The sequence below is a fragment of the Bacillus sp. CPT56D-587-MTF genome (assembly GCF_058792335.1).
Window position 1 is genome coordinate 5,290,194 of record NZ_JBYTEF010000001.1, and the last position, 18,384, is coordinate 5,308,577.

19 protein-coding genes and 1 pseudogene are annotated in these 18,384 nt (G+C 36.3%); 10 read left to right on the forward strand and 10 right to left on the reverse strand.

What is annotated here, in order from left to right; all coding sequences use genetic code 11:
* Window positions 1-5 precede the first annotated feature (5 nt).
* Window positions 6-1,301, forward strand: coding sequence for a homoserine dehydrogenase (locus AC3WVZ_RS27470; protein ID WP_000659109.1), 1,296 nt, complete (start codon window positions 6-8; stop codon window positions 1,299-1,301).
* A gap of 30 nt (window positions 1,302-1,331) precedes the next feature.
* Here AC3WVZ_RS27470 and AC3WVZ_RS27475 read toward each other — a convergent pair whose 3' ends face one another.
* The gene (locus AC3WVZ_RS27475) at window positions 1,332-1,958 is read right to left on the reverse strand and encodes a YczE/YyaS/YitT family protein (RefSeq protein WP_065381848.1); all 627 of its coding nucleotides are present in this window, start codon (window positions 1,956-1,958) and stop codon (window positions 1,332-1,334) included.
* A gap of 97 nt (window positions 1,959-2,055) precedes the next feature.
* On the opposite strand from AC3WVZ_RS27475, the gene AC3WVZ_RS27480 reads away from it, so the two are divergent.
* Genes AC3WVZ_RS27480 through AC3WVZ_RS27500 form a run of 5 tightly spaced genes read left to right on the forward strand, consistent with a single transcriptional unit; the run spans window position 2,056 to window position 6,521 of the window.
* Window positions 2,056-3,033 (forward strand): LacI family DNA-binding transcriptional regulator, encoded by a 978-nt coding sequence (locus AC3WVZ_RS27480; protein ID WP_000181976.1) that lies wholly within the window; start codon window positions 2,056-2,058, stop codon window positions 3,031-3,033.
* 10 nt (window positions 3,034-3,043) lie between these two features.
* The gene (locus AC3WVZ_RS27485; protein WP_002180592.1) at window positions 3,044-3,925 is read left to right on the forward strand and encodes an SGNH/GDSL hydrolase family protein; all 882 of its coding nucleotides are present in this window, start codon (window positions 3,044-3,046) and stop codon (window positions 3,923-3,925) included.
* Complete coding sequence (locus AC3WVZ_RS27490) at window positions 3,922-4,839, forward strand: ABC transporter ATP-binding protein (protein ID WP_063219916.1); 918 nt, start codon at window positions 3,922-3,924, stop codon at window positions 4,837-4,839. Before AC3WVZ_RS27485 ends, AC3WVZ_RS27490 begins: the two co-directional genes overlap by 4 nt.
* Entirely contained in the window at window positions 4,832-5,824 is a 993-nt protein-coding gene (locus AC3WVZ_RS27495; protein WP_001206500.1) for a DUF2705 family protein, read from the forward strand. The genes AC3WVZ_RS27490 and AC3WVZ_RS27495 overlap by 8 nt, the downstream gene beginning before the upstream one ends.
* Before the next feature lie 19 nt (window positions 5,825-5,843).
* Window positions 5,844-6,521, forward strand: coding sequence for a uracil-DNA glycosylase (locus AC3WVZ_RS27500; RefSeq protein ID WP_233935699.1), 678 nt, complete (start codon window positions 5,844-5,846; stop codon window positions 6,519-6,521).
* A 128-nt stretch (window positions 6,522-6,649) separates the two neighbouring features.
* On the opposite strand, the pseudogene AC3WVZ_RS27505 reads toward AC3WVZ_RS27500, so the two are convergent.
* The 4 genes and pseudogenes from AC3WVZ_RS27505 to AC3WVZ_RS27520 all read right to left on the reverse strand — a co-directional run.
* Window positions 6,650-8,019, reverse strand: a pseudogene (locus tag AC3WVZ_RS27505) (IS1182-like element ISBth7 family transposase); the annotation flags it as partial.
* 135 nt (window positions 8,020-8,154) lie between these two features.
* On the reverse strand, window positions 8,155-8,448 hold the full coding sequence (locus AC3WVZ_RS27510; protein ID WP_000953396.1) for a DUF3817 domain-containing protein: 294 nt from the start codon (window positions 8,446-8,448) through the stop codon (window positions 8,155-8,157).
* Between the two features lie 209 nt (window positions 8,449-8,657).
* Entirely contained in the window at window positions 8,658-9,479 is an 822-nt protein-coding gene (locus AC3WVZ_RS27515) for a Cof-type HAD-IIB family hydrolase (RefSeq protein ID WP_233935700.1), read from the reverse strand.
* Window positions 9,480-9,706: 227 nt separating this feature from the next.
* Window positions 9,707-10,990 carry a purine/pyrimidine permease gene (locus AC3WVZ_RS27520; RefSeq protein ID WP_233935701.1) on the reverse strand — a complete coding sequence of 428 codons (1,284 nt, stop codon included), beginning with the start codon at window positions 10,988-10,990 and terminating at the stop codon, window positions 9,707-9,709.
* A 95-nt stretch (window positions 10,991-11,085) separates the two neighbouring features.
* Between AC3WVZ_RS27520 and AC3WVZ_RS27525 the strand changes: the two genes are divergently transcribed.
* The 3 genes from AC3WVZ_RS27525 to AC3WVZ_RS27535 all read left to right on the forward strand — a co-directional run bounded on the left by AC3WVZ_RS27525 (window position 11,086) and on the right by AC3WVZ_RS27535 (window position 12,805).
* On the forward strand, window positions 11,086-12,078 hold the full coding sequence (locus AC3WVZ_RS27525; RefSeq protein ID WP_000993980.1) for a potassium channel family protein: 993 nt from the start codon (window positions 11,086-11,088) through the stop codon (window positions 12,076-12,078).
* 6 nt (window positions 12,079-12,084) lie between these two features.
* Window positions 12,085-12,372, forward strand: coding sequence for a YwdI family protein (locus tag AC3WVZ_RS27530; RefSeq protein ID WP_063219918.1), 288 nt, complete (start codon window positions 12,085-12,087; stop codon window positions 12,370-12,372).
* A gap of 64 nt (window positions 12,373-12,436) precedes the next feature.
* Entirely contained in the window at window positions 12,437-12,805 is a 369-nt protein-coding gene (locus AC3WVZ_RS27535) for a DUF423 domain-containing protein (RefSeq protein WP_000688315.1), read from the forward strand.
* Between the two features lie 31 nt (window positions 12,806-12,836).
* On the opposite strand, the gene gerQ is transcribed toward AC3WVZ_RS27535, so the two are convergent.
* From gerQ to hemQ, 4 genes are all read right to left on the reverse strand, one after another.
* Entirely contained in the window at window positions 12,837-13,265 is a 429-nt protein-coding gene (gene gerQ / locus AC3WVZ_RS27540) for a spore coat protein GerQ (RefSeq protein ID WP_000068652.1), read from the reverse strand.
* Window positions 13,266-13,292: 27 nt separating this feature from the next.
* Window positions 13,293-13,715 carry a cell wall hydrolase CwlJ gene (gene cwlJ, locus AC3WVZ_RS27545; RefSeq protein WP_000538169.1) on the reverse strand — a complete coding sequence of 141 codons (423 nt, stop codon included), beginning with the start codon at window positions 13,713-13,715 and terminating at the stop codon, window positions 13,293-13,295.
* 319 nt (window positions 13,716-14,034) lie between these two features.
* Window positions 14,035-15,306 (reverse strand): serine hydrolase, encoded by a 1,272-nt coding sequence (locus AC3WVZ_RS27550; protein WP_100651790.1) that lies wholly within the window; start codon window positions 15,304-15,306, stop codon window positions 14,035-14,037.
* A gap of 199 nt (window positions 15,307-15,505) precedes the next feature.
* Window positions 15,506-16,249 (reverse strand): hydrogen peroxide-dependent heme synthase, encoded by a 744-nt coding sequence (hemQ, locus tag AC3WVZ_RS27555; RefSeq protein ID WP_001287595.1) that lies wholly within the window; start codon window positions 16,247-16,249, stop codon window positions 15,506-15,508.
* A gap of 255 nt (window positions 16,250-16,504) precedes the next feature.
* Between hemQ and pta the strand changes: the two genes are divergently transcribed.
* Window positions 16,505-17,476, forward strand: coding sequence for a phosphate acetyltransferase (gene pta / locus AC3WVZ_RS27560; RefSeq protein ID WP_000067215.1), 972 nt, complete (start codon window positions 16,505-16,507; stop codon window positions 17,474-17,476).
* A gap of 48 nt (window positions 17,477-17,524) precedes the next feature.
* Here pta and lipL read toward each other — a convergent pair whose 3' ends face one another.
* Window positions 17,525-18,370, reverse strand: coding sequence for an octanoyl-[GcvH]:protein N-octanoyltransferase (gene lipL, locus AC3WVZ_RS27565; protein ID WP_050229024.1), 846 nt, complete (start codon window positions 18,368-18,370; stop codon window positions 17,525-17,527).
* Window positions 18,371-18,384: the final 14 nt, after the last annotated feature.

Consider the following 18,384-nt stretch of genomic DNA (forward strand, 5'->3'; position numbering starts at 1 on the left):
GTACTATGAAAGAAATTCAAGTTGGGTTATTAGGTCTTGGGACAGTTGGCAGTGGTGTGGTTCGTATTATTACGGATCATCAAGAACGACTCATACACCAAGTAGGTTGTCCAGTGAAGGTAACGAAAGTATTAGTGCAAAACATTGAGAAAGAGAGAGAGGTAGAGGTACCTTCTACTCTATTAACACAAGATGCAAATGAAATTTTAGATAATCCAAATATTGATGTTGTCATTGAAGTGATGGGTGGCATTGATGATGCAAAATCATATATTTTACAAGCTTTAAAAAGCGGAAAGCATGTTGTAACTGCAAATAAAGACTTAATGGCATTACATGGAGCTGAATTATTAGCGACAGCAAAAGATAATAAGGCTGATTTATTCTATGAGGCGAGTGTGGCAGGGGGAATTCCAATTTTACGCAGTATCGTAGAAGGACTTTCTTCAGATCTTATTACGAAAGTAATGGGAATTGTAAATGGAACAACAAATTTTATTTTGACGAAAATGTCAGACGAAGGGAGAGCATATAACGACGTGTTAAAAGAAGCCCAACAACTTGGATTTGCAGAAGCAGATCCAACATCAGATGTAGAAGGTTTAGATGCAGCAAGAAAAATGACGATTTTAGCTACCCTCGGTTTCTCTACAAATGTAGAGCTTGGAGATGTGAAAGTAAAAGGGATTACCTCTATCACAGAGGAAGATATTGAATACAGTAAGAGCTTAGGTTATACAATTAAATTAATCGGTCTTGCAAAACGAGATGGTGAAAAATTGGAGGTTACAGTTGAACCAACTTTACTTCCAAATACACATCCTCTTGCGGCAGTACAAAATGAATATAACGCTGTGTATGTGTACGGTGAAGCAGTTGGAGAAACGATGTTTTATGGACCAGGCGCAGGAAGTTTACCGACAGCGACAGCTGTTGTTTCGGATTTAGTTGCTGTAATGCAAAATATTAGATTAGGGGTAACAGGAAATAGTGCTGTAGTCCCACAATATCAAAAAGTATTAAAAGAGCCAGACGAAATTGTCGTGAAAAAGTTTTTAAGACTGCATGTAAAAGACGAAATTGGTGTATTTGCAAAAATTACTTCATTGTTCTCTGAGCGCGGAGTTAGCTTTGAGAAAATTATTCAAATGCCGCTTGAAGAGAAAGGAAAGGCTGAAATTGTAATTGTAACGCATCGTGCGTCTCTTGCTGATTATGATTATATTCTACATACGTTGCAAGGGTATGAAGAAATAGATTGTTTGAAAGCGAACTATCGAATTGAAGGGGATGCTAAGTAGTATCTCTTACCATAAAACAGAAAGAGCCTATTAAGCAGCTTGCTTAATAGGCTCTTTTCTATTTAAAATCTGCGTACCAACTTGAATAAATGCTTGGATAATCCAGCCTGTTGTAAAGGATAAGATGATTGTTCCAAAATAGATAGGTCCATCTAATAAAAAGCTTAACGTTAAAAATAAAAAGGCTAATGAAATCTCTGTTCTTCTAAACGTCCATTTTTTCTTCTCGGCAACCGTTAAAACGAAAGCTTCTTGAGGCGCTGCACAAAGGTTTGTAGAGACGTAAAGACCAATTCCAGCTCCAACGAATAGATTTCCGCAAATAAGTGTTATATATTTTGGAAGAGAGCGGATAGCGTCCATAATAGTTGTAATGGAACCAATCCAATCAACAAAAAGAGAAATAAGAACCATCGTTACAATTGTACCGATTGTAATTTGTTTTCCATTCCAAAAGAGTACGATAAGTGTAAAGGCAAAGTTAATCATGAAAATCCAAAAACCAATACTTATCCCAAAATTTTGATATAGTGCAATAAAGAAGGAATCATAAGGGCTAAGTCCAAAGGAAGTAATTGTCGTCATCATATTAATACCGATGGCAAGAATGAGTAAACCGCCAATGAAAAATATATATTCTAATTTGAATCGAAGCATAGTTGTATATCCTTTCTAAATGTATTTGCTAGGAAAGGATATATTGTGGAAAGCTTACCAGGTCAAGGAAGAATTTTTGTGAGAAGGGGAAAATGAGATGACAAATATAAGAAAGATTGCTGAACTTGCTGGAGTATCTGTTTCAACTGTTTCACGTGTACTAAATAATCATCCGTACGTAAATGAACAGAAACGAAAAGAAATTTTAGCGATTATAGAAGAATTAAATTACACGCAAAACGTGAATGCAATTCATTTAGTGAAAGGAAAAACGAATGTAATTGGCGTTTTATTGCCACACGTAAATGATCAATATTATAGCGCTATTATCGAGGGGATATCAAAAGAGACAGCAAAGAATAATTATAATATGATGCTTTGCCAGACGAATTATAGCGAAGAAAGAGAACTAGAAATTTTGAATATGTTAAAAATGAAAAAGCTTGATGGGGTTATTATTTGTTCTCGGACAAATAGTAAGGAGAAGCTTGAAGAATATACGAAATTCGGTCCGATTGTTATGTGTGAAGAAATAGATTCGAAGTATATTTCAAGTGTCCATATCGATTACTACAAAGTATTTTCACGTGGGATGAAAAGCTTAATAGATGCCGGTCATACACGTATTGGATATTGTATTGGAAGAAGTAATAGCGTTAATAGCCAAAGACGAAAGAAGGCGTACGAAGATTCGCTTCAACAGAGTATCGTAACACCGTTAGAGACCTGGAAATTTGAGGGATGTTTTACAGTGGAAGATGGACGCAATGTAATTAGAGAATGGGCTCATATGTCAGTAAAACCGACGGCGTTCCTTGTATCTTGTAACCATATTGCAGCGGGGATGGTTACAGAAGCAAAAAAACAAGGAGTTCGTATTCCAGAGGATATTACGATTATCGGGTGTGATGATCAAGAGGTGGCAGATATATTGGGTATAACGACGATTTCGCATTCTAGTAAAAACGTTGGAGTGAAAGCGTTTGAATTATTATATGAAAAGATTAATGAAGAGAAATTAGATGTGAAGCATATAGAGTTATTACCAGAGTTAGTAGATAGAGAAACGACATAATTGAGAAGGTGTGAAAATCGCTTTTCAAAATTTCGTTTGGTATAATTATGGACAATCTATGAGGGCTAAAAGGGGTTTTGATATGAGATCAAAAGTAGTAAAAGTAATTCTACTCATTACAATTGCATCTTTCTGTTTATTTGCATATGGCTTTGTTTCAGGTGTAAATGATGTATTAAATCCGAAAGCTTCAAATTTAATTAAAAAGACCGATGTAGTGGCAAAAGAGAAAAAGAAAATGGGAACGTTACAAATCGTTAGTTTAGGTGATTCATTAACGCGTGGCGTTGGTGATAAAGAAGGAATTGGCTATGTTGGGCGAATGAAAGAGGATTTACAAAAAGATTATAAGCAAAAAATTGCATTAACAAATTTAGCAGTTAGTGGTGCAAAAATGCCCGATTTATTAAAACAAATTGAAAGTAATGGCGCTCAATATTCAATTAAGCAAGCAGATGTAATTGTGTTAACGATTGGTGGAAATGATTTGTTCCCAGGCTGGGAATCACTTGGGAAAATAGATTTAGAGACGTATCGTCCTGACACAGAGACGTTTCAAAATGAAGCAAAGAAAATTATAGAAGAAATTCGTAAATTAAATACAGATAGTCCGATTTTTTGGCTTGGTTTATACAATCCTTTTGAAGATGTAGAAGATTTAAAAGGGTCTTCAAACATTGTTGTGGACTGGAATGCATCTTTAGAGAAATTAGCGCTAAACGATAAAAATGTGTATATTACACCGACATTTGATTTATTCCAAAACCGCGGGAAAGATTTATTATACTCTGATCATTTTCATCCGAACGAAGTAGGTTATACGTATATGGCAGAACGTTTAGTTCAAAATGTTGTAAGTAAATTAAAACTAGAACAAGGAGGGGTAAAATGACGACGATACTTTCCGTACGAGACTTGAAGAAGGTAATTGGAAAGAAGACTCTTGTAGAGAATATTTCCTTTGATGTAAAGCAAGGAGAAGTGTTCGGGTTCTTAGGACCAAATGGTGCTGGAAAGACGACTACCATTCGAATGTTAGTCGGATTGATTAAGGCGACAGAAGGTACGATTTCTATCGGTGGTTATTCGATTAAGGGAAATTTCAGAGAAGCGATGCGTCAAATTGGGAGTATCGTTGAAAACCCAGAGTTGTATACATATTTAACGGGATGGGAAAATTTAAAGCAATTTGCTCGTATGTTAGGTGATATATCAGATGAACGTATTATCGAAATTGCTGAAATGGTTCATTTAGATGAAAGAATTCATGACAAGGTAAAAACGTACTCACTTGGTATGAAACAACGCCTTGGAATTGCACAGGCGCTCCTTGGGAATCCGAAATTGCTCATATTAGATGAGCCAACGAATGGTTTAGATCCAGCAGGGATTAGAGAACTTAGGGAATTTATACATAAGCTTGTGAAAGAAGAAAATATGAGCGTGTTTATTTCAAGTCACTTGCTAAGTGAAGTGCAAATGATATGCGATCGCGTTGCTATTATTCATAAAGGAAAGATGATAACAGTTGCCAAGGTTGAAGAATTAATTAAAACAGCAAGTGATCGTGTAGAATGGATTGTTACACCGATTTCTAAGGCGAAAGATATGCTAGAAGCGGCCGAAGAAGTAAGGGAAGTGAGTGTAGAAGGCGATCGATTACTATGCCGCATGGATATTGCATCTATAAGTAGTTGGAATAAACACTTTGTCGCAAATGAAATAGATGTACATAGCGTTAAGGAGCTTGTATTTACGCTAGAAGATTTATTTATTGAACTCACAAGGGGTGAGCAGCATGCGTGAATTTGCGAATCTAGTTTTAAATGAATCAGAAAAGATTTACCGCAAGAAACGTATTTTTGTTGTCATGCTTATTTTAGCAATCTTGATCCCGCTTTTTGTGTACGCGCAGTATCGTGAAATAGAAACGACACAAAAAAGACTCGGTACAACTGATTGGAAGGTTTCATTGCAACAGCAAATTGTTGATTCTCAGAACCGGTTGAACAATTCTAGGTTGCCAGAAGAATGGCGTGATTGGTTAAAGGTAAGAGTTGAGCAACAACAATATTATTTAGATCATAATATTAATCCGATGGCACCGGGTGCACCGACTTTTGTCAGAGCATTTATTGAACAAGGAATTACATTATTTATTCCGCTTCTCGTAATGATTGTCGCCATTGATATCGTTTCAGGAGAACGAAGCGATGGGACGATGAAGATGTTACTTACGCGGCCGATTCGGCGCTGGAAAATACTCCTTAGTAAATACGTGACGATGTTATTTTTCATTTCGCTCATACTGTTTCTTGTAGGTTTGTTTGCTTACATATTATCAGGGCTTGTATTTGGGTACTCGGGATGGAATTTACCTGTTTTAACAGGATTCGTCATTGATAAGGAAACGTTAAATACGAACTTTGTACATCTTATTCCGCAGTGGCAATACATCTTAATGGCGTATGGACTAGCCTGGTTTGTTGCTATCGTTGTCGGAACTATATCATTTATGGTCTCTGTTTTAATTCGTAATACACCAGCTGGTATGGGCGTTATGCTAGCTGCATTAATTGCAGGCGGTATTTTAAGCTCGTTCGCAACATCTTGGGAAGGCGCCAAATATATTTTTAGTGTGAATTTATCATTAACGGATTATTTATCAGGAAAATTACCTGCATTACAAGGTTTATCGATGGGATTTTCTTTGATGAATTTAACTGTTTGGGCAGTTGTTTCTCTTGTTATTTCGTTCGTAGTATTTACAAGACAGGATATGGTGAATTAATTAGACAGGAAGTGACAGTATGGAAAATGTTTTAAAGAATGATTGGGAGCCACTATTGGCACCAGAATTCGAGAAAGAGTATTATCTTACTCTATCCAGTTTTTTGACAGAAGAATACAGCACGCATGTTGTTTATCCGAAGGTAGAAGATATTTTTAACGCTCTTCAGTATACAAGTTATGAAAATACAAAGGTTGTCATTTTAGGGCAAGATCCATATCATGGATCGAATCAAGCGCATGGTTTAAGCTTTTCTGTGCAACCTGGTGTTAAAACACCACCGTCATTGTTAAATATGTATAAAGAACTTCGAGATGAATATGGTTATGAAATCCCGAATAACGGTTATTTAGTAAAATGGGCGGAACAAGGAGTATTATTACTAAATACCGTATTAACAGTTCGTCAAGGCGAAGCAAATTCTCATAAGGGAAAAGGATGGGAGCACTTCACAGATCGTGTAATTGAACTGTTGAACGAACGTGAAAAGCCAGTTATTTTCATATTGTGGGGGCGCCATGCGCAGGCGAAGAAGAAATTAATTACGAATCCGAATCATCATATTATCGAATCTGTACATCCAAGCCCATTATCGGCAAGACGTGGTTTCTTTGGTAGTAAGCCATATTCTAAAATAAATACAATTTTAGCTAATATGGGCGAAAGAGAAATTGATTGGGAAATTCCAAATTTATAAATAGAAAAGGTAGTTAACAGTTGTTAACTACCTTTTCAGAGTGTTGGGAAACCCTTTAGGGTTCCCAACACTCTGGAATCTTTTTTGATTTTAGCGAATAAAAACAACATAAAATAATAGAATTTTAAAAAATAGCCCTCCACCTGACCCTTTTTGGTCAGGTGGAGGGCTATTTTTTTCATGTTTTGACAAGCTGCGGTGAGATAAGCTTGCATTTGGACAGACTTCAGCCCTCGAAACCGGGCATAGCGGTAGCCATGTAGTTCTTTGGCGTCTGCAAAGCTTCGCTCTATAGTGGAACAGCGTACTTTATACAACCTTTTCCCTGTAGCTGTTAGCTTGTTTTTTCTAGCAATATCCTTATATTTCTCCCACACATGATGAGTGATAACTTTTTGTTTTTGTTTCTTTGAAAAGCACACCTCACGTAACGGACAAACAGCGCAGTCTTCTGGATTCGATTTGTATTGACGGTATCCTTCACGATCAGTTGTTACATATTCTAGAATACATCCCATCGGACAAGCGAAAACATTCATTTCTTCTACATATTTAAATTGGCTTTTCGGTACTTCTTTATTCCGTTTTCCAAATCGGCGATACCCCATCACCATAAATATATTCCGTTCTGATAGTTTCTTACAGATATATCCTGTAAAATAGCCAGCATCAAGGGCAACAGCTTCTACTTTGAAGTCGAATTTATCAATCTGAGCTTGGAGGCGTGCTAAATACGGCTCGGAATCTGCCATATTTCCAGCCGTTACATAGGTATCTGTAATAATATTGTACTTCGCATCAGTCGTACGATGATCCAAGAAATGAAAACCATTTGGTTTTCCATCTCTCATTAAAAATCCACTATCTGGATCCGTTGTACTTATACGAGTTTTTTTGGTAGGGGTATCACTTTCCTTTCTAGGTTTTAATTCTTTTTTCCATGTACCTCACGATCTTCGATTACCGCAGCTTCTAGCTCGTCTATATAAAACTTTGCTTTTTCTTTTTTATATTTATGTACAAATTTATTTTTATTGGCATTGGCCTTAATATGTGTAGAATCTGTCATCAGTGCACGTCCTCCTACCATCCGGTGCTCCGTCGCTTGTCTCACAATCTCATCAAAAATTTCTTCGAAAATATTTGTATGAATAAAACGAGTACGACGATTCCAACTGATTGTAGAGTGATCCGGAATAGTATCCGATAGAGAAAACCCTAAAAACCAACGGTAGGCAATATTCGTTTTAATTTCCTTTTCCAATTGACGCTCAGAACGAATACCGTAAAAATATCCAATAAACATCATCTTAAATAAAACAATAGGATGAATGGACGGGCGTCCATTGTTTTCACAGTAATAAGGGCGTAACTTCTCTTCAATAAAATCAAAACTAATTGTCGCTTCAATTGCACGAAGGAAATGATCTTGTGGAACCAACTCTTCTACAGAAACAGATACACGCTCATCACGATGATTTTTTAAAGCACCCATCATAAAAAATCTCTCCTTTTCCTCTTTTTTATCAGTGTTGACACATAAAAAGAGGTTCAGACACAAAAACAGGCTGTGGAGAAGACTTTCTCCACAGCCTGAAAAGGTAGTTAACAGTTGTTAACTACCTTTTTATTATCATTGTTGCTCGTTCTTTAATTTTGCATCTAGTACAAAAGTACCAAATGGGATAACTGATGAAACGAATGCTCCAAGTGCCCATAAAATTGATTTACGGTGTACGATTGTTACTTGAATTACTGCAAAGATGAATAGAATAAATAGAACACCATGAGCCATGCCTGTAATTTTAACAGCTGTTGCAAATCCTGCGAAATATTTCAATGGCATTGCTACAAATAATAGTAATAGGAAAGAAATACCCTCAACTAGTCCAATTGCTCTTAATCGTCCGATTGGTGTAGATAACATAAAGTAGCCTCCTTTAACGTATGCTTGTATATAGTAAATTTGTATTCTTTTTCAAAATAAAATAGTCTATTTTGTTTCATTATATACAAAAAGAAAGTTTACACTACGAGAATAGTGCAAAGTTCAAAATATAGTCACAAAAGCATGAGAATTTAAATAAAAACCTATTTGAAGTATTTGACTTCAAATAGGTTTTGTGAATGAAAATATTAAACAAGTACATCCGTTTTTAAAACGAATTTCTCTACAACTTTTGCAACACCATCGTTCATATTTGTATCTGTTACGTAGTTCGCAATTTCTTTAATATCATCAGGTGCATTGCCCATTGCAACGCCAAGACCAGCAAATTCAATCATTGCTTGGTCGTTATAGCTATCGCCCATTGCGATAACTTCTTCACGCTTAATGCCAAGCTTTTGAATCAGTTTGTTTAAGCTCGTTCCTTTTGTAACACCGGCTTCTGTAAATTCTAAGAAGAATGGTTTCGAACGCATCACGCTTAATTGGCCTTCTAGTTGTTTTTGTAGTTTTGATTCTACTATTTGTAAGTGTTCCGGATTTTCTACCATTAATACTTTTACAACTGGTTGTTGTACAGCTTCTTTCAGATTATTTACTTCTACAATTGGCATACCTGTAATTTGACCTTCAATTTCTGTATAAGAGTTGTTTTTTTCAGTAATAATATCGTCACCAATGTATGTGTGGATCCAGACGTTTTCTTCTTTACTAATATCGTATAGACTGTGAACGATTTCAGGAGATAACGTACTACTGAATAATTCTTCATCTGTTTTACAGTTAATAATTTTTGCACCGTTAAATGAAAGAATGAAGCTACCATACTCTTCTAAATGTAGTTCTTTTGCGATTGTACGCATTGCGAATGTTGGACGTCCAGAAGCAAGTACAACCTTTACGCCTTGCTCTTGTGCAGTCATTAACGCTTCTTTCGTACGAGGTGAAATAGTATGGTCATCACGTAATAAAGTATCATCTAAATCTAAAATAATCATTTTATAAGTCATATAGAAAATTCCTTTCTTTAATTGAAATCAAAATACATGTTCATGAAGATGTTGAGGAATAATAGTAAGACATCAAACCTCTTTGAAAAGAAGTAGATAAATTATTATGAGTTGTTGCTCATAATATTGGTTAATAATCATTGGGGAAGAATAAAACCCCAATGATTAAAGTTTGATTTTATCGTAACAACTCTAAAGGTAGAGTGCAATAATGGAAGTTTTCCAATTTACGATATTTGTTTTGCAGCGGAACGAGAAAATAGTATTTCTAGCAAGATTGCCATTACAGATCCAAGAACGAGACCATTACTTAAAAACGATGCTAGAAATGGTGGAAGTGTGGAATATGCTCCTGCTGGAACAAACATAACTCCGACTCCTGTAAAGATTGAAAGACCGGCTACTTTAAATAATCGTTCTTTATCCTGGACAGTTTCGTATTCTCGAAAGGCGAGACCAATCATGCTTGCGAATACAGGATAAATAGCGGCATAACCAACTGCAACAGGGATTGCTGCAAAGAATGAAGTAATCTTTGGAAATATACTAACAACAATAATAAAGCTTGACCCTAATATAAACGGGAGACGTTTATAAATATTAGTCGTTGCAATAAAACCTGCTGTTCCAGAAATAGCCACAGGCCCAATAGCTGAAAATAGGCCGCCTAGCAATTGGTTGATTCCTGTTATAATGCCAGCTTGTTTAAAACGATCTGATGCAGCGTTTTCTTCATATTTAGAGACAACCTTTTGTACAACGCGAATACTTGCTAACATATTTGTTAGAAGTAAGAGTGTAACGAAAATGACCGTAATTACCATGTTCCATTCAACACGAGGCATTCCGAAAACAAATAAGGATGGAAAACGGATTATGTCTGTCACTGGTGTTATTGGATTAGATAATCCGAAACATGCGAATAATATCCAGCCGCATACGATACTGAAAAGAACGGAATATTGTCCAATAATAGGTAGCTTCATGATGAAAAAGGATAGTAAAATAACAATGAGTGAAAGAATAAATACGTTAGGTTGTACTTCTGTATGTTTTCCATCAAGGCCAAACATTCCCTTTAAGAAGGAGCCACTAAGCTGCGCGACAAGAAGAAATAAATACGTTCCAATGACTGTCGGTGTAAAATAGCGAACGAGTTTATCAATAAGTCCAAAAACGCTAAGAATAATACAAATAATACCGCTTAATAAGAAAGCATATTGAAGAACTTTAAGTGTCTCATTGCTTGATCCAAATAATACGACGCCTAAACTTGCGTAAAGGGAGAAAATTCCCCACCAAAGGCCAGCAGGACCTTCTTGAATAGGAAGTTTATGCCCAAATATAGCTTGCAAGAGACCAGCAAAGCCTAGAACAAATAACGTTCTTTGTACGAATGCGATAGCTTCAGCGCCATCAAGACCATAACTAGTTGCGACACTAATTGGTACAATAAGGCTTCCAGCTAAAATAAATAGTGCCCATTGTAAGGCGGAAAGAAATGTCTTCATTATATCAACCTCTTTCATAGATTCCGTATCTAGTATATACGTATTTTATTTCCACTGGCAAAGATTGTAGATAGAGAAAAGAGTTGAAACACGGTATGAATGCACGTAAGCAATTATGGATAGCAGTTATATGTATGACTTTTGTTGTAATTCTAGGAACGATAGGATTTATGACGATTGAAGAGATTAGTTTGTTTCAAGCATTTTGGATGACAATGATTACTGTATTGACTGTTGGATACGGAGATGCTGTTCCTGTAACGCAAGCGGGGAAAGTATTTGCGCTTCTTATTATTCCTGTTGGCGTAGGTATTGTTACGTATGCAATTGGGGTAGTGGCAGCTATGATTATTGAAGGGAATTTATTTCATGCAGTACGGAGGAAGAAGATGGATAAACAAATAGCGCAGTTGAAAAATCATATTATAGTATGTGGTTGCGGTAGAGTGGGGCTTCAAGTTGTACATGAATTGCAAGAAAAGAATATTCCATTTGTCGTTGTTGATAAAGATGAAAGTATATTGGAGCAGGAAAAGCTTTTATTTGTACATGGAGATGCAACGGAAGATCAAGTATTACATAATGCCGGAATTTTAAAAGCAGCTGGTTTAGTTGCTATTGTTGCAAATGATGCCGAAAATGTATTTATTACATTAACAGCAAGAGGGTTAAACGATACGATTAAAATTGTGGCGAGATCTGAAAAGCCAGAAACTGAAGAGAAATTAAGGCGTGCCGGTGCAAATAAGGTTATTAATCCATCTAGTATGGCGGGTATTCATATCGCAAAAGGTATTGCAAATCCATTAACCGTTCATTATATTGATACAGTGTTGTATGGAATAGAACAGTCATTTGTCATTGAAGAAATTCTAGTTGGAAAAGATTCAATATTAGTTGGTAAATCGTTACTAGAGAGTAATGTAAGGAATCAGTTTGATGTAACAATATTAGCGATTTCAAGAAATGGGGATATTATACATAATCCAGCAGGGCAGGAAAAATTGAAAGAACGTGATATGATAATAGTATTTGGTTCAGTAGAGAAATTGGGGCAATTCGAGAAAGAATTACAAAGTACGAGGTGAGAAGAAATGCAAATATCTAGCGACAAGATTTTAAATAAAATGGCGAATGAAATTGCGAAGGCAAAAGGTAGTGAAGGACAAAAGTCAAAAGAACATTTATTAGTTGTGCGTGCTTTATGTGACTTATTATTAGATGAACAAGTTGAAACATCTACATATAGAGAACCGCAAATTCCATCGCAAGTAATTGGATCACAACCAGTAACAACTATGCAACCAATTGCACCTGTTTCTGGGGAGCCAGTATATATAAAAGAAAGTGATGCAAACGGTAATTCTTTATTTGATTTTTAGAAGATAAATCGTTTGGCTTATATGCAAAAATTGCTTATGATAAAGGTAAAAAAGGGGAATTATGATGAAAATTTTCTTTTTACTAGGTTGTATTGCAGCGGGGCTATCTGTTGCATTAGGGGCCTTTGGAGCACACGGTTTAGAAAATAAAATTTCTGCAAAAATGTTAGAAGTGTGGAAAACAGGCGTTACATATCAAATGTTTCATGCAGGTGGACTATTCGTAGTTGCTTTATTGATGGATAAGGTTCAATCATCACTTTTAACTACTGCTGGTTGGCTAATGGTAGCTGGAATTATTATGTTCTCAGGTAGTTTGTATGCATTAAGTACGACAGGTATTAAGTTCTTTGGTCCAATTACACCTCTTGGTGGTGTAGCGTTTATTGTGGCGTGGATCCTAGTAGGGACTGCAGTTGTAAAAGGATTATAAAAAAACAAAAGCTGGCATTTGCCAGCTTTTTTTATGGTCTTGGAGTATAAGTTGCTTGTTGACTAGGTAAATACGTAATTTCTTCTGGAAATTCTACGTAATCTAAGTAGATCATTAGTAGTAAATAGCGTTTTCCTGATTGCGGTTCACTAATAACGATATGGTCACGGCCAGCTGCTTCAATAATACCTGTATAAGATTGTGTGCCAAGGGAACTGCCACGTTCATAGGTCATTACAACCGTAGCTTGCTTACCTTTGTTTAAACGAAGGATATTTTCAATATAGGATTGCTCTAGAGGTAACATGCCTTGAGAAATTGCATATTGAGCTTGCGCAGCTTGAGCTGTTTGTTGTTGCATCGCTTGCTGCTGTTGTTGAGTCATTTGTTGCGGTTGTACATAAGTTCCAGATGGTTGATAAAAACCTGTTCCATAGTACGGATTTTGTTGCTGTGCCATTCAAAAATCCCTCCTCATTTTCATCTCTTAATATACGCTAGGGCAGTCTTCGCCAGATGGTTGGAAGAAGCAGTGCTTTTTGAAGCGACCAGAGTTTTGTTGGTTATACCAAGTTGGCGGACAAGGACCTTCAGGTCTAAAGAACCATAAGGCAAAGTTAGCGGGCCAAAAACGTTGTCCTTGAATAGTTCGCCTTGCTAAGGCGATATCTTGTTCCCTGGCTCTTTGATAAAAATACCCTTTTTGTGTTGCCTCAAAACCACCAGGATTTTGATAAACCATTTGACGTAAATTACGTATTTTTCTAAAATCTAAACAATTTCCGCGGACACGATTTACTCCAACGTTTCCGACCATTAACATTCCTTGTTGCCCTTCTCCTTCGGCTTCAGCACGCATCAGTCTAGCCAACAACTTTACATCTTCTTCGTTATAAGCAATAACGCCCATTATGTGTCACCTCTCTTTTTGTAATACCTTTTGGAAAGAGGTTTATCCCGCATTAACGGGCAGTAAGACTCCTGCCCTAAAATTTGGTTGAAGTAAAGAAATTAGATGGGAGATCAAACTGCCCGTAAACGCCCGATTGGTTCAACTAATAATCAGCGGGGGATTCCCCCACTGATTAAAGTTTCACTTTATTTCTAGATGAAGTGTGTAACAATTACTAGTTCATACGTATGAGAAAAAGGACTCAGATATGACAACCAAACGAAGTTTTACATTGAGAGTGGAAAATAAAAAAAGCTAGCGTGAGCCAGCTTTTTTATTAAAAAATTTTAGACCATAAGTTTGAGAAGAAATCACCAATAGAGCGCATTGTTAACACAAACCAATTTGCTTTTTCAACTTCCTCTGTCGTTTTTGCAGTAACTTTCATACTTTTACTACCGTCTAAGAAACCATATTTATCAGTTGATTCTAAAGTAATTGAGCCTACTTTGGTATCTTTCTTAATAGGGGCAACTAAATGTCCATCTTCAGAAAGAGATTTATCTAATTCAGTTCCAATTTTATAAGGCTCTTTGCTACCTTTTTTCGCAATTACTGTTATTTCTTTTTCGGGTGCAACAGTTACTTGGTCTTCTTTCCCTTTTACTACAGAGATTGTATTGTTTTTATTAACTTTTAGTTTTTGTTTTTCAAAGTTATTAAATCCATATTCGATTAATTCACGAGATTCCGTGAAACGTTCATCCATTGATTTTGTTTTAATAATAACCGAGATAAGACGTACATCACCACGTTTAGCAGTAATGGTAAATCCGTATCCAGCTGTATCAGAACTTCCGGTTTTTAAACCATCAGTACCTTCATAAGCGAAAGCAGCTCCTGGTAACATCCAATTCCAGTTTTCCATACGAATTGGTTTTGGGTGATTGTCTGGGAAGTTTCTAAATCTTTGTTTTGTATCCTCTAGCATTTCTGGATACTTTGTAATCATTGCTTTTGAAAGCATACCCATATCACGAGCTGACATAGAGTTTTCTGCATTTGGATCAGTACCCTCAGGATGTTTTCCTTTTAAGTCAGCGTTATTTAAGCCAGTAGCGTTTACAAATTTATATTTCTTTAATCCTAGCTTTTTAGCATGTTCATTTGCAAGATTTAAGAAGTTTTTCTCACTTCCTGCAAGAAGTTCTGCTAAAGCAATACTAGATCCATTTGCGGAGAATATAACAATAGAATGATATAATTCTTTTACAGTATATTGACGTCCTTTTTCGAACGGTACATTAGAGAATTCATTATTACGAGAGACTTCATAAGCGTAATCAGAAATATTTACTTTCGTATCCCATGTGATTTTTCCTTCTTTAATTGCTTCTAAAACAGCGTAAACAACAATTAATTTTGACATACTAGCAATAGCTAGCAATTCATCTGGATTTTGCTCGTGAAGTATTTTTCCTGTATCTGCATCAAATAAAAGTGCAGCAGCCGCCTCAATATGTATTTTTTCTTCCGCATGGGATGTTGTTACTACTAAGGAAGAAATTGACAATACAAGCAATAGTAAAATAGACAAGATTTTTTTCATATAGATTATCACCTTCGCATCGTTATTTAGCATATAGCTCGTATCATTTTAGCATATCTTTACATATAAAAAGGTTACAATTTTACAAGAAATTTGAAAAAATGTTGGTTTTTCTTCAAAAGTGTAGAAAAAAGGAGATTTTTGAGGATAAATATAGAGAAGAATAAAAAAAGGAACGAATTTCGTTCCTTTTCACCATTTATATGTGTAAAAATTTCTCTACTTTTTCGTCTGGTAAAATGTTTCCAACGAAGAATGTTCCAAATTCACCATAACGAGCACTTACTTCATCGAAGCGCATTTCGTATATAAGTTTCTTAAATTGAAGAACATCGTCAGCGAATAATGTTACGCCCCATTCGAAATCGTCGAATCCAACAGATCCTGAAATCACTTGGCGTACTTTACCTGCGTATTGACGACCAATTTTACTATGGCTGTACATCATTTTTTTACGTTCTTCCATAGGAAGCATGTACCAGTTGTCATCACCTTGGCGACGCTTATCCATTGGATAGAAGCAAATATGATTTGCTTTCGGTAATTCAGGATATAAACGAGCTAAAATTTGCGGGTTTTGGTATGGATCCTCATCAGCTGGAAGGTAGTTGCTTAATTCAACAACAGATACGTAAGAATATGCAGGGACCATATATTCAGCTAAAGTTGTTTTATTCAATTCTGTCTCAATTTCATTTAACTCTTCCATTGTTGGACGTAAAATCATAAGCATAATATCAGCTTTTTGGCCAACAACTGTATACATTGCGTGACTACCTTTTTTCGCAGTAGCTACTTCGTTCCATTTTTCAACGACATTTAAAAATTCAGACACTGCTTGTCCGCGTTCGTCGCTAGATAATGTTTTCCATGCAGCCCAATCAATAGAACGTAAATCATGTAAACAATACCAGCCATCTAACGTTGTTGTTGCTTCACTCATTCTATTCACCTCAGTTAATGATAGTTTTACACGTTAACTATAGCATATATAGTTTTAAAATCATCTATATAAAACCTTGGCGCATAAAATTGTCACATTTAAGTGTTTAAGCAAGGTGAATTTAACGGCTGAATTTTATGAAAATATAATCATTTTTATTTTATCTATTTTTTGGGAGCTATAAGTTTAAAATATAGAAGAAAAGCAGTATTCTTAAAGATAGAGTTTTTTTAACATATGTAGGAGGGTTTATTCGTGAGCAACTTATTTACAACAGTAAAAGAAAAAGTTCAAGGAAAAGGCATTTCTATCGTACTTCCTGAAGGAACTGATGAAAGAATTTTAGGCGCTGCAGAGCGTTTAGCGAAAGAAGAGTTAGTAAAACCAATCTTAGTTGGTAATAAGGAAGAAATTAGCGCAAAAGCTGCTAGCATGAATTTAACATTAGCAGGCGTTGATATTTACGACCCAGCTACATACGAAGAAATGGATGCAATGGTAGCATCTTTCGTTGAACGCCGTAAAGGTAAAGCAACTGAAGAAGACGCTCGCAAAATCCTTAAAGACGAAAACTACTTCGGTACAATGCTTGTATACATGGGCAAAGCACACGGTTTAGTAAGTGGTGCAGCTCACTCTACAGCTGATACAGTTCGTCCAGCACTTCAAATTATTAAAACAAAACCAGGCGTTACAAAAACTTCTGGCGTATTCATCATGGTACGTGAAGAAGAGAAATATGTATTCGCTGATTGCGCAATTAACATTGCACCAAACAGCCAAGATTTAGCTGAAATCGGTATCGAAAGTGCGAAAACTGCTGAGTTATTCGGCATTGATCCACGCGTTGCTATGTTAAGCTTCTCTACAAAAGGTTCTGCGAAATCTCCAGAAACAGAAAAAGTTGTAGAAGCAACTCGCATTGCAAAAGAAATGGCTCCTGAGTTAACTTTAGATGGAGAATTCCAATTCGATGCTGCATTCGTACCATCTGTAGCTGAGAAAAAAGCTCCAGGTTCTACAATTAAAGGTGATGCTAACGTATTCGTATTCCCAAGCTTAGAAGCTGGTAATATTGGCTACAAAATCGCTCAACGTTTAGGTAACTTCGAAGCAGTAGGACCAATCTTACAAGGCTTAAACATGCCTGTAAATGATCTATCTCGTGGATGTAACGAAGAAGAAGTGTACAAGTTAGCTTTAATTACAGCAGCTCAAGCACTTTAATTCTATAATGAATTGAAATAAAGACCGTCGCTATAATAGCGACGGTCTTTATTTTTCTAAGCCAAGTGCTTTATTATTACGATCAATAATACGTTGTAAATTCGTCTCATATAAAGGAATCTCGTCTATTGTTAATTGAGATGGTGTTAACTTTGAAGCGAATTGCTGCAATGTTTTTAAAAGACGCATCATTAAATCTTGTACTGTAATGGTTTCACCAAGTAATTCTGAGAGTGAGGCCATCGTACTTGGTACAATTTCAGGGTACGTAAAGCGTGTTTCTTCTCCTTGAATTGCTAGGTTGTAGAAATCACGAACGAGTGCGGCACGCTCAGAGCCACTTCCGGTAGCACAGAGATAAATTTGGACAGCGACCCCCCCGCGAATACGACGTTGTGAAATACCAGCGAATTTTTGATCGCGAATACTTAAGTCATAACTACCAGGACAGTAAGAGCCAACAATTTCTTTTGCCTCGATAGTAACGTCGTAATCCTTTAACATCTCCTTAATTAAATGCCACATTGTATCGTATCCAAGATCAATATCAATACCTTTTTCTGTTTCTTGGAATAAAAGTGATACGTTTAAAACACCTTCATCAAGCACGACTGCAAGCCCGCCAGAATTACGAACAATAACATTGAAGTTGTGTTGTTTTAAAAAAGAAATACCTTCTTCTAAATGCGGAAGGCGTGAATCTTGAATGCCAAGGACAATTGTATTGTGATGAACCCAAGAACGCATTGTTGCGGCTGACTTGCCATTTCCAATGCTTGTGCATAATGTGTCATCCATTGCGAATGACTGAAGTGCATGGAATGTTGGTCCCAAACTAGACTGATCTACAATGCGCCACTCTGGCTGAGATAAAATGGAACGGGAATTGCTCATATAACTAACCCCTT

What these genes read in the sequence shown, in the direction of transcription:
- AC3WVZ_RS27470 (WP_000659109.1), top strand. Translation starts at nt 6, where the DNA reads ATGAAAGAAATTCAAGTTGGGTTATTAGGTCTTGGGACAGTTGGCAGT.
- AC3WVZ_RS27475 (WP_065381848.1), bottom strand. Translation starts at nt 1,958, where the DNA reads ATGCTTCGATTCAAATTAGAATATATATTTTTCATTGGCGGTTTACTC.
- AC3WVZ_RS27480 (WP_000181976.1), top strand. Translation starts at nt 2,056, where the DNA reads ATGACAAATATAAGAAAGATTGCTGAACTTGCTGGAGTATCTGTTTCA.
- AC3WVZ_RS27490 (WP_063219916.1), top strand. Translation starts at nt 3,922, where the DNA reads ATGACGACGATACTTTCCGTACGAGACTTGAAGAAGGTAATTGGAAAG.
- AC3WVZ_RS27495 (WP_001206500.1), top strand. Translation starts at nt 4,832, where the DNA reads ATGCGTGAATTTGCGAATCTAGTTTTAAATGAATCAGAAAAGATTTAC.
- AC3WVZ_RS27500 (WP_233935699.1), top strand. Translation starts at nt 5,844, where the DNA reads ATGGAAAATGTTTTAAAGAATGATTGGGAGCCACTATTGGCACCAGAA.
- AC3WVZ_RS27510 (WP_000953396.1), bottom strand. Translation starts at nt 8,448, where the DNA reads ATGTTATCTACACCAATCGGACGATTAAGAGCAATTGGACTAGTTGAG.
- AC3WVZ_RS27515 (WP_233935700.1), bottom strand. Translation starts at nt 9,479, where the DNA reads ATGACTTATAAAATGATTATTTTAGATTTAGATGATACTTTATTACGT.
- AC3WVZ_RS27520 (WP_233935701.1), bottom strand. Translation starts at nt 10,990, where the DNA reads ATGAAGACATTTCTTTCCGCCTTACAATGGGCACTATTTATTTTAGCT.
- AC3WVZ_RS27525 (WP_000993980.1), top strand. Translation starts at nt 11,086, where the DNA reads ATGAATGCACGTAAGCAATTATGGATAGCAGTTATATGTATGACTTTT.
- AC3WVZ_RS27530 (WP_063219918.1), top strand. Translation starts at nt 12,085, where the DNA reads ATGCAAATATCTAGCGACAAGATTTTAAATAAAATGGCGAATGAAATT.
- AC3WVZ_RS27535 (WP_000688315.1), top strand. Translation starts at nt 12,437, where the DNA reads ATGAAAATTTTCTTTTTACTAGGTTGTATTGCAGCGGGGCTATCTGTT.
- gerQ (WP_000068652.1), bottom strand. Translation starts at nt 13,265, where the DNA reads ATGGCACAGCAACAAAATCCGTACTATGGAACAGGTTTTTATCAACCA.
- cwlJ (WP_000538169.1), bottom strand. Translation starts at nt 13,715, where the DNA reads ATGGGCGTTATTGCTTATAACGAAGAAGATGTAAAGTTGTTGGCTAGA.
- AC3WVZ_RS27550 (WP_100651790.1), bottom strand. Translation starts at nt 15,306, where the DNA reads ATGAAAAAAATCTTGTCTATTTTACTATTGCTTGTATTGTCAATTTCT.
- hemQ (WP_001287595.1), bottom strand. Translation starts at nt 16,249, where the DNA reads ATGAGTGAAGCAACAACAACGTTAGATGGCTGGTATTGTTTACATGAT.
- lipL (WP_050229024.1), bottom strand. Translation starts at nt 18,370, where the DNA reads ATGAGCAATTCCCGTTCCATTTTATCTCAGCCAGAGTGGCGCATTGTA.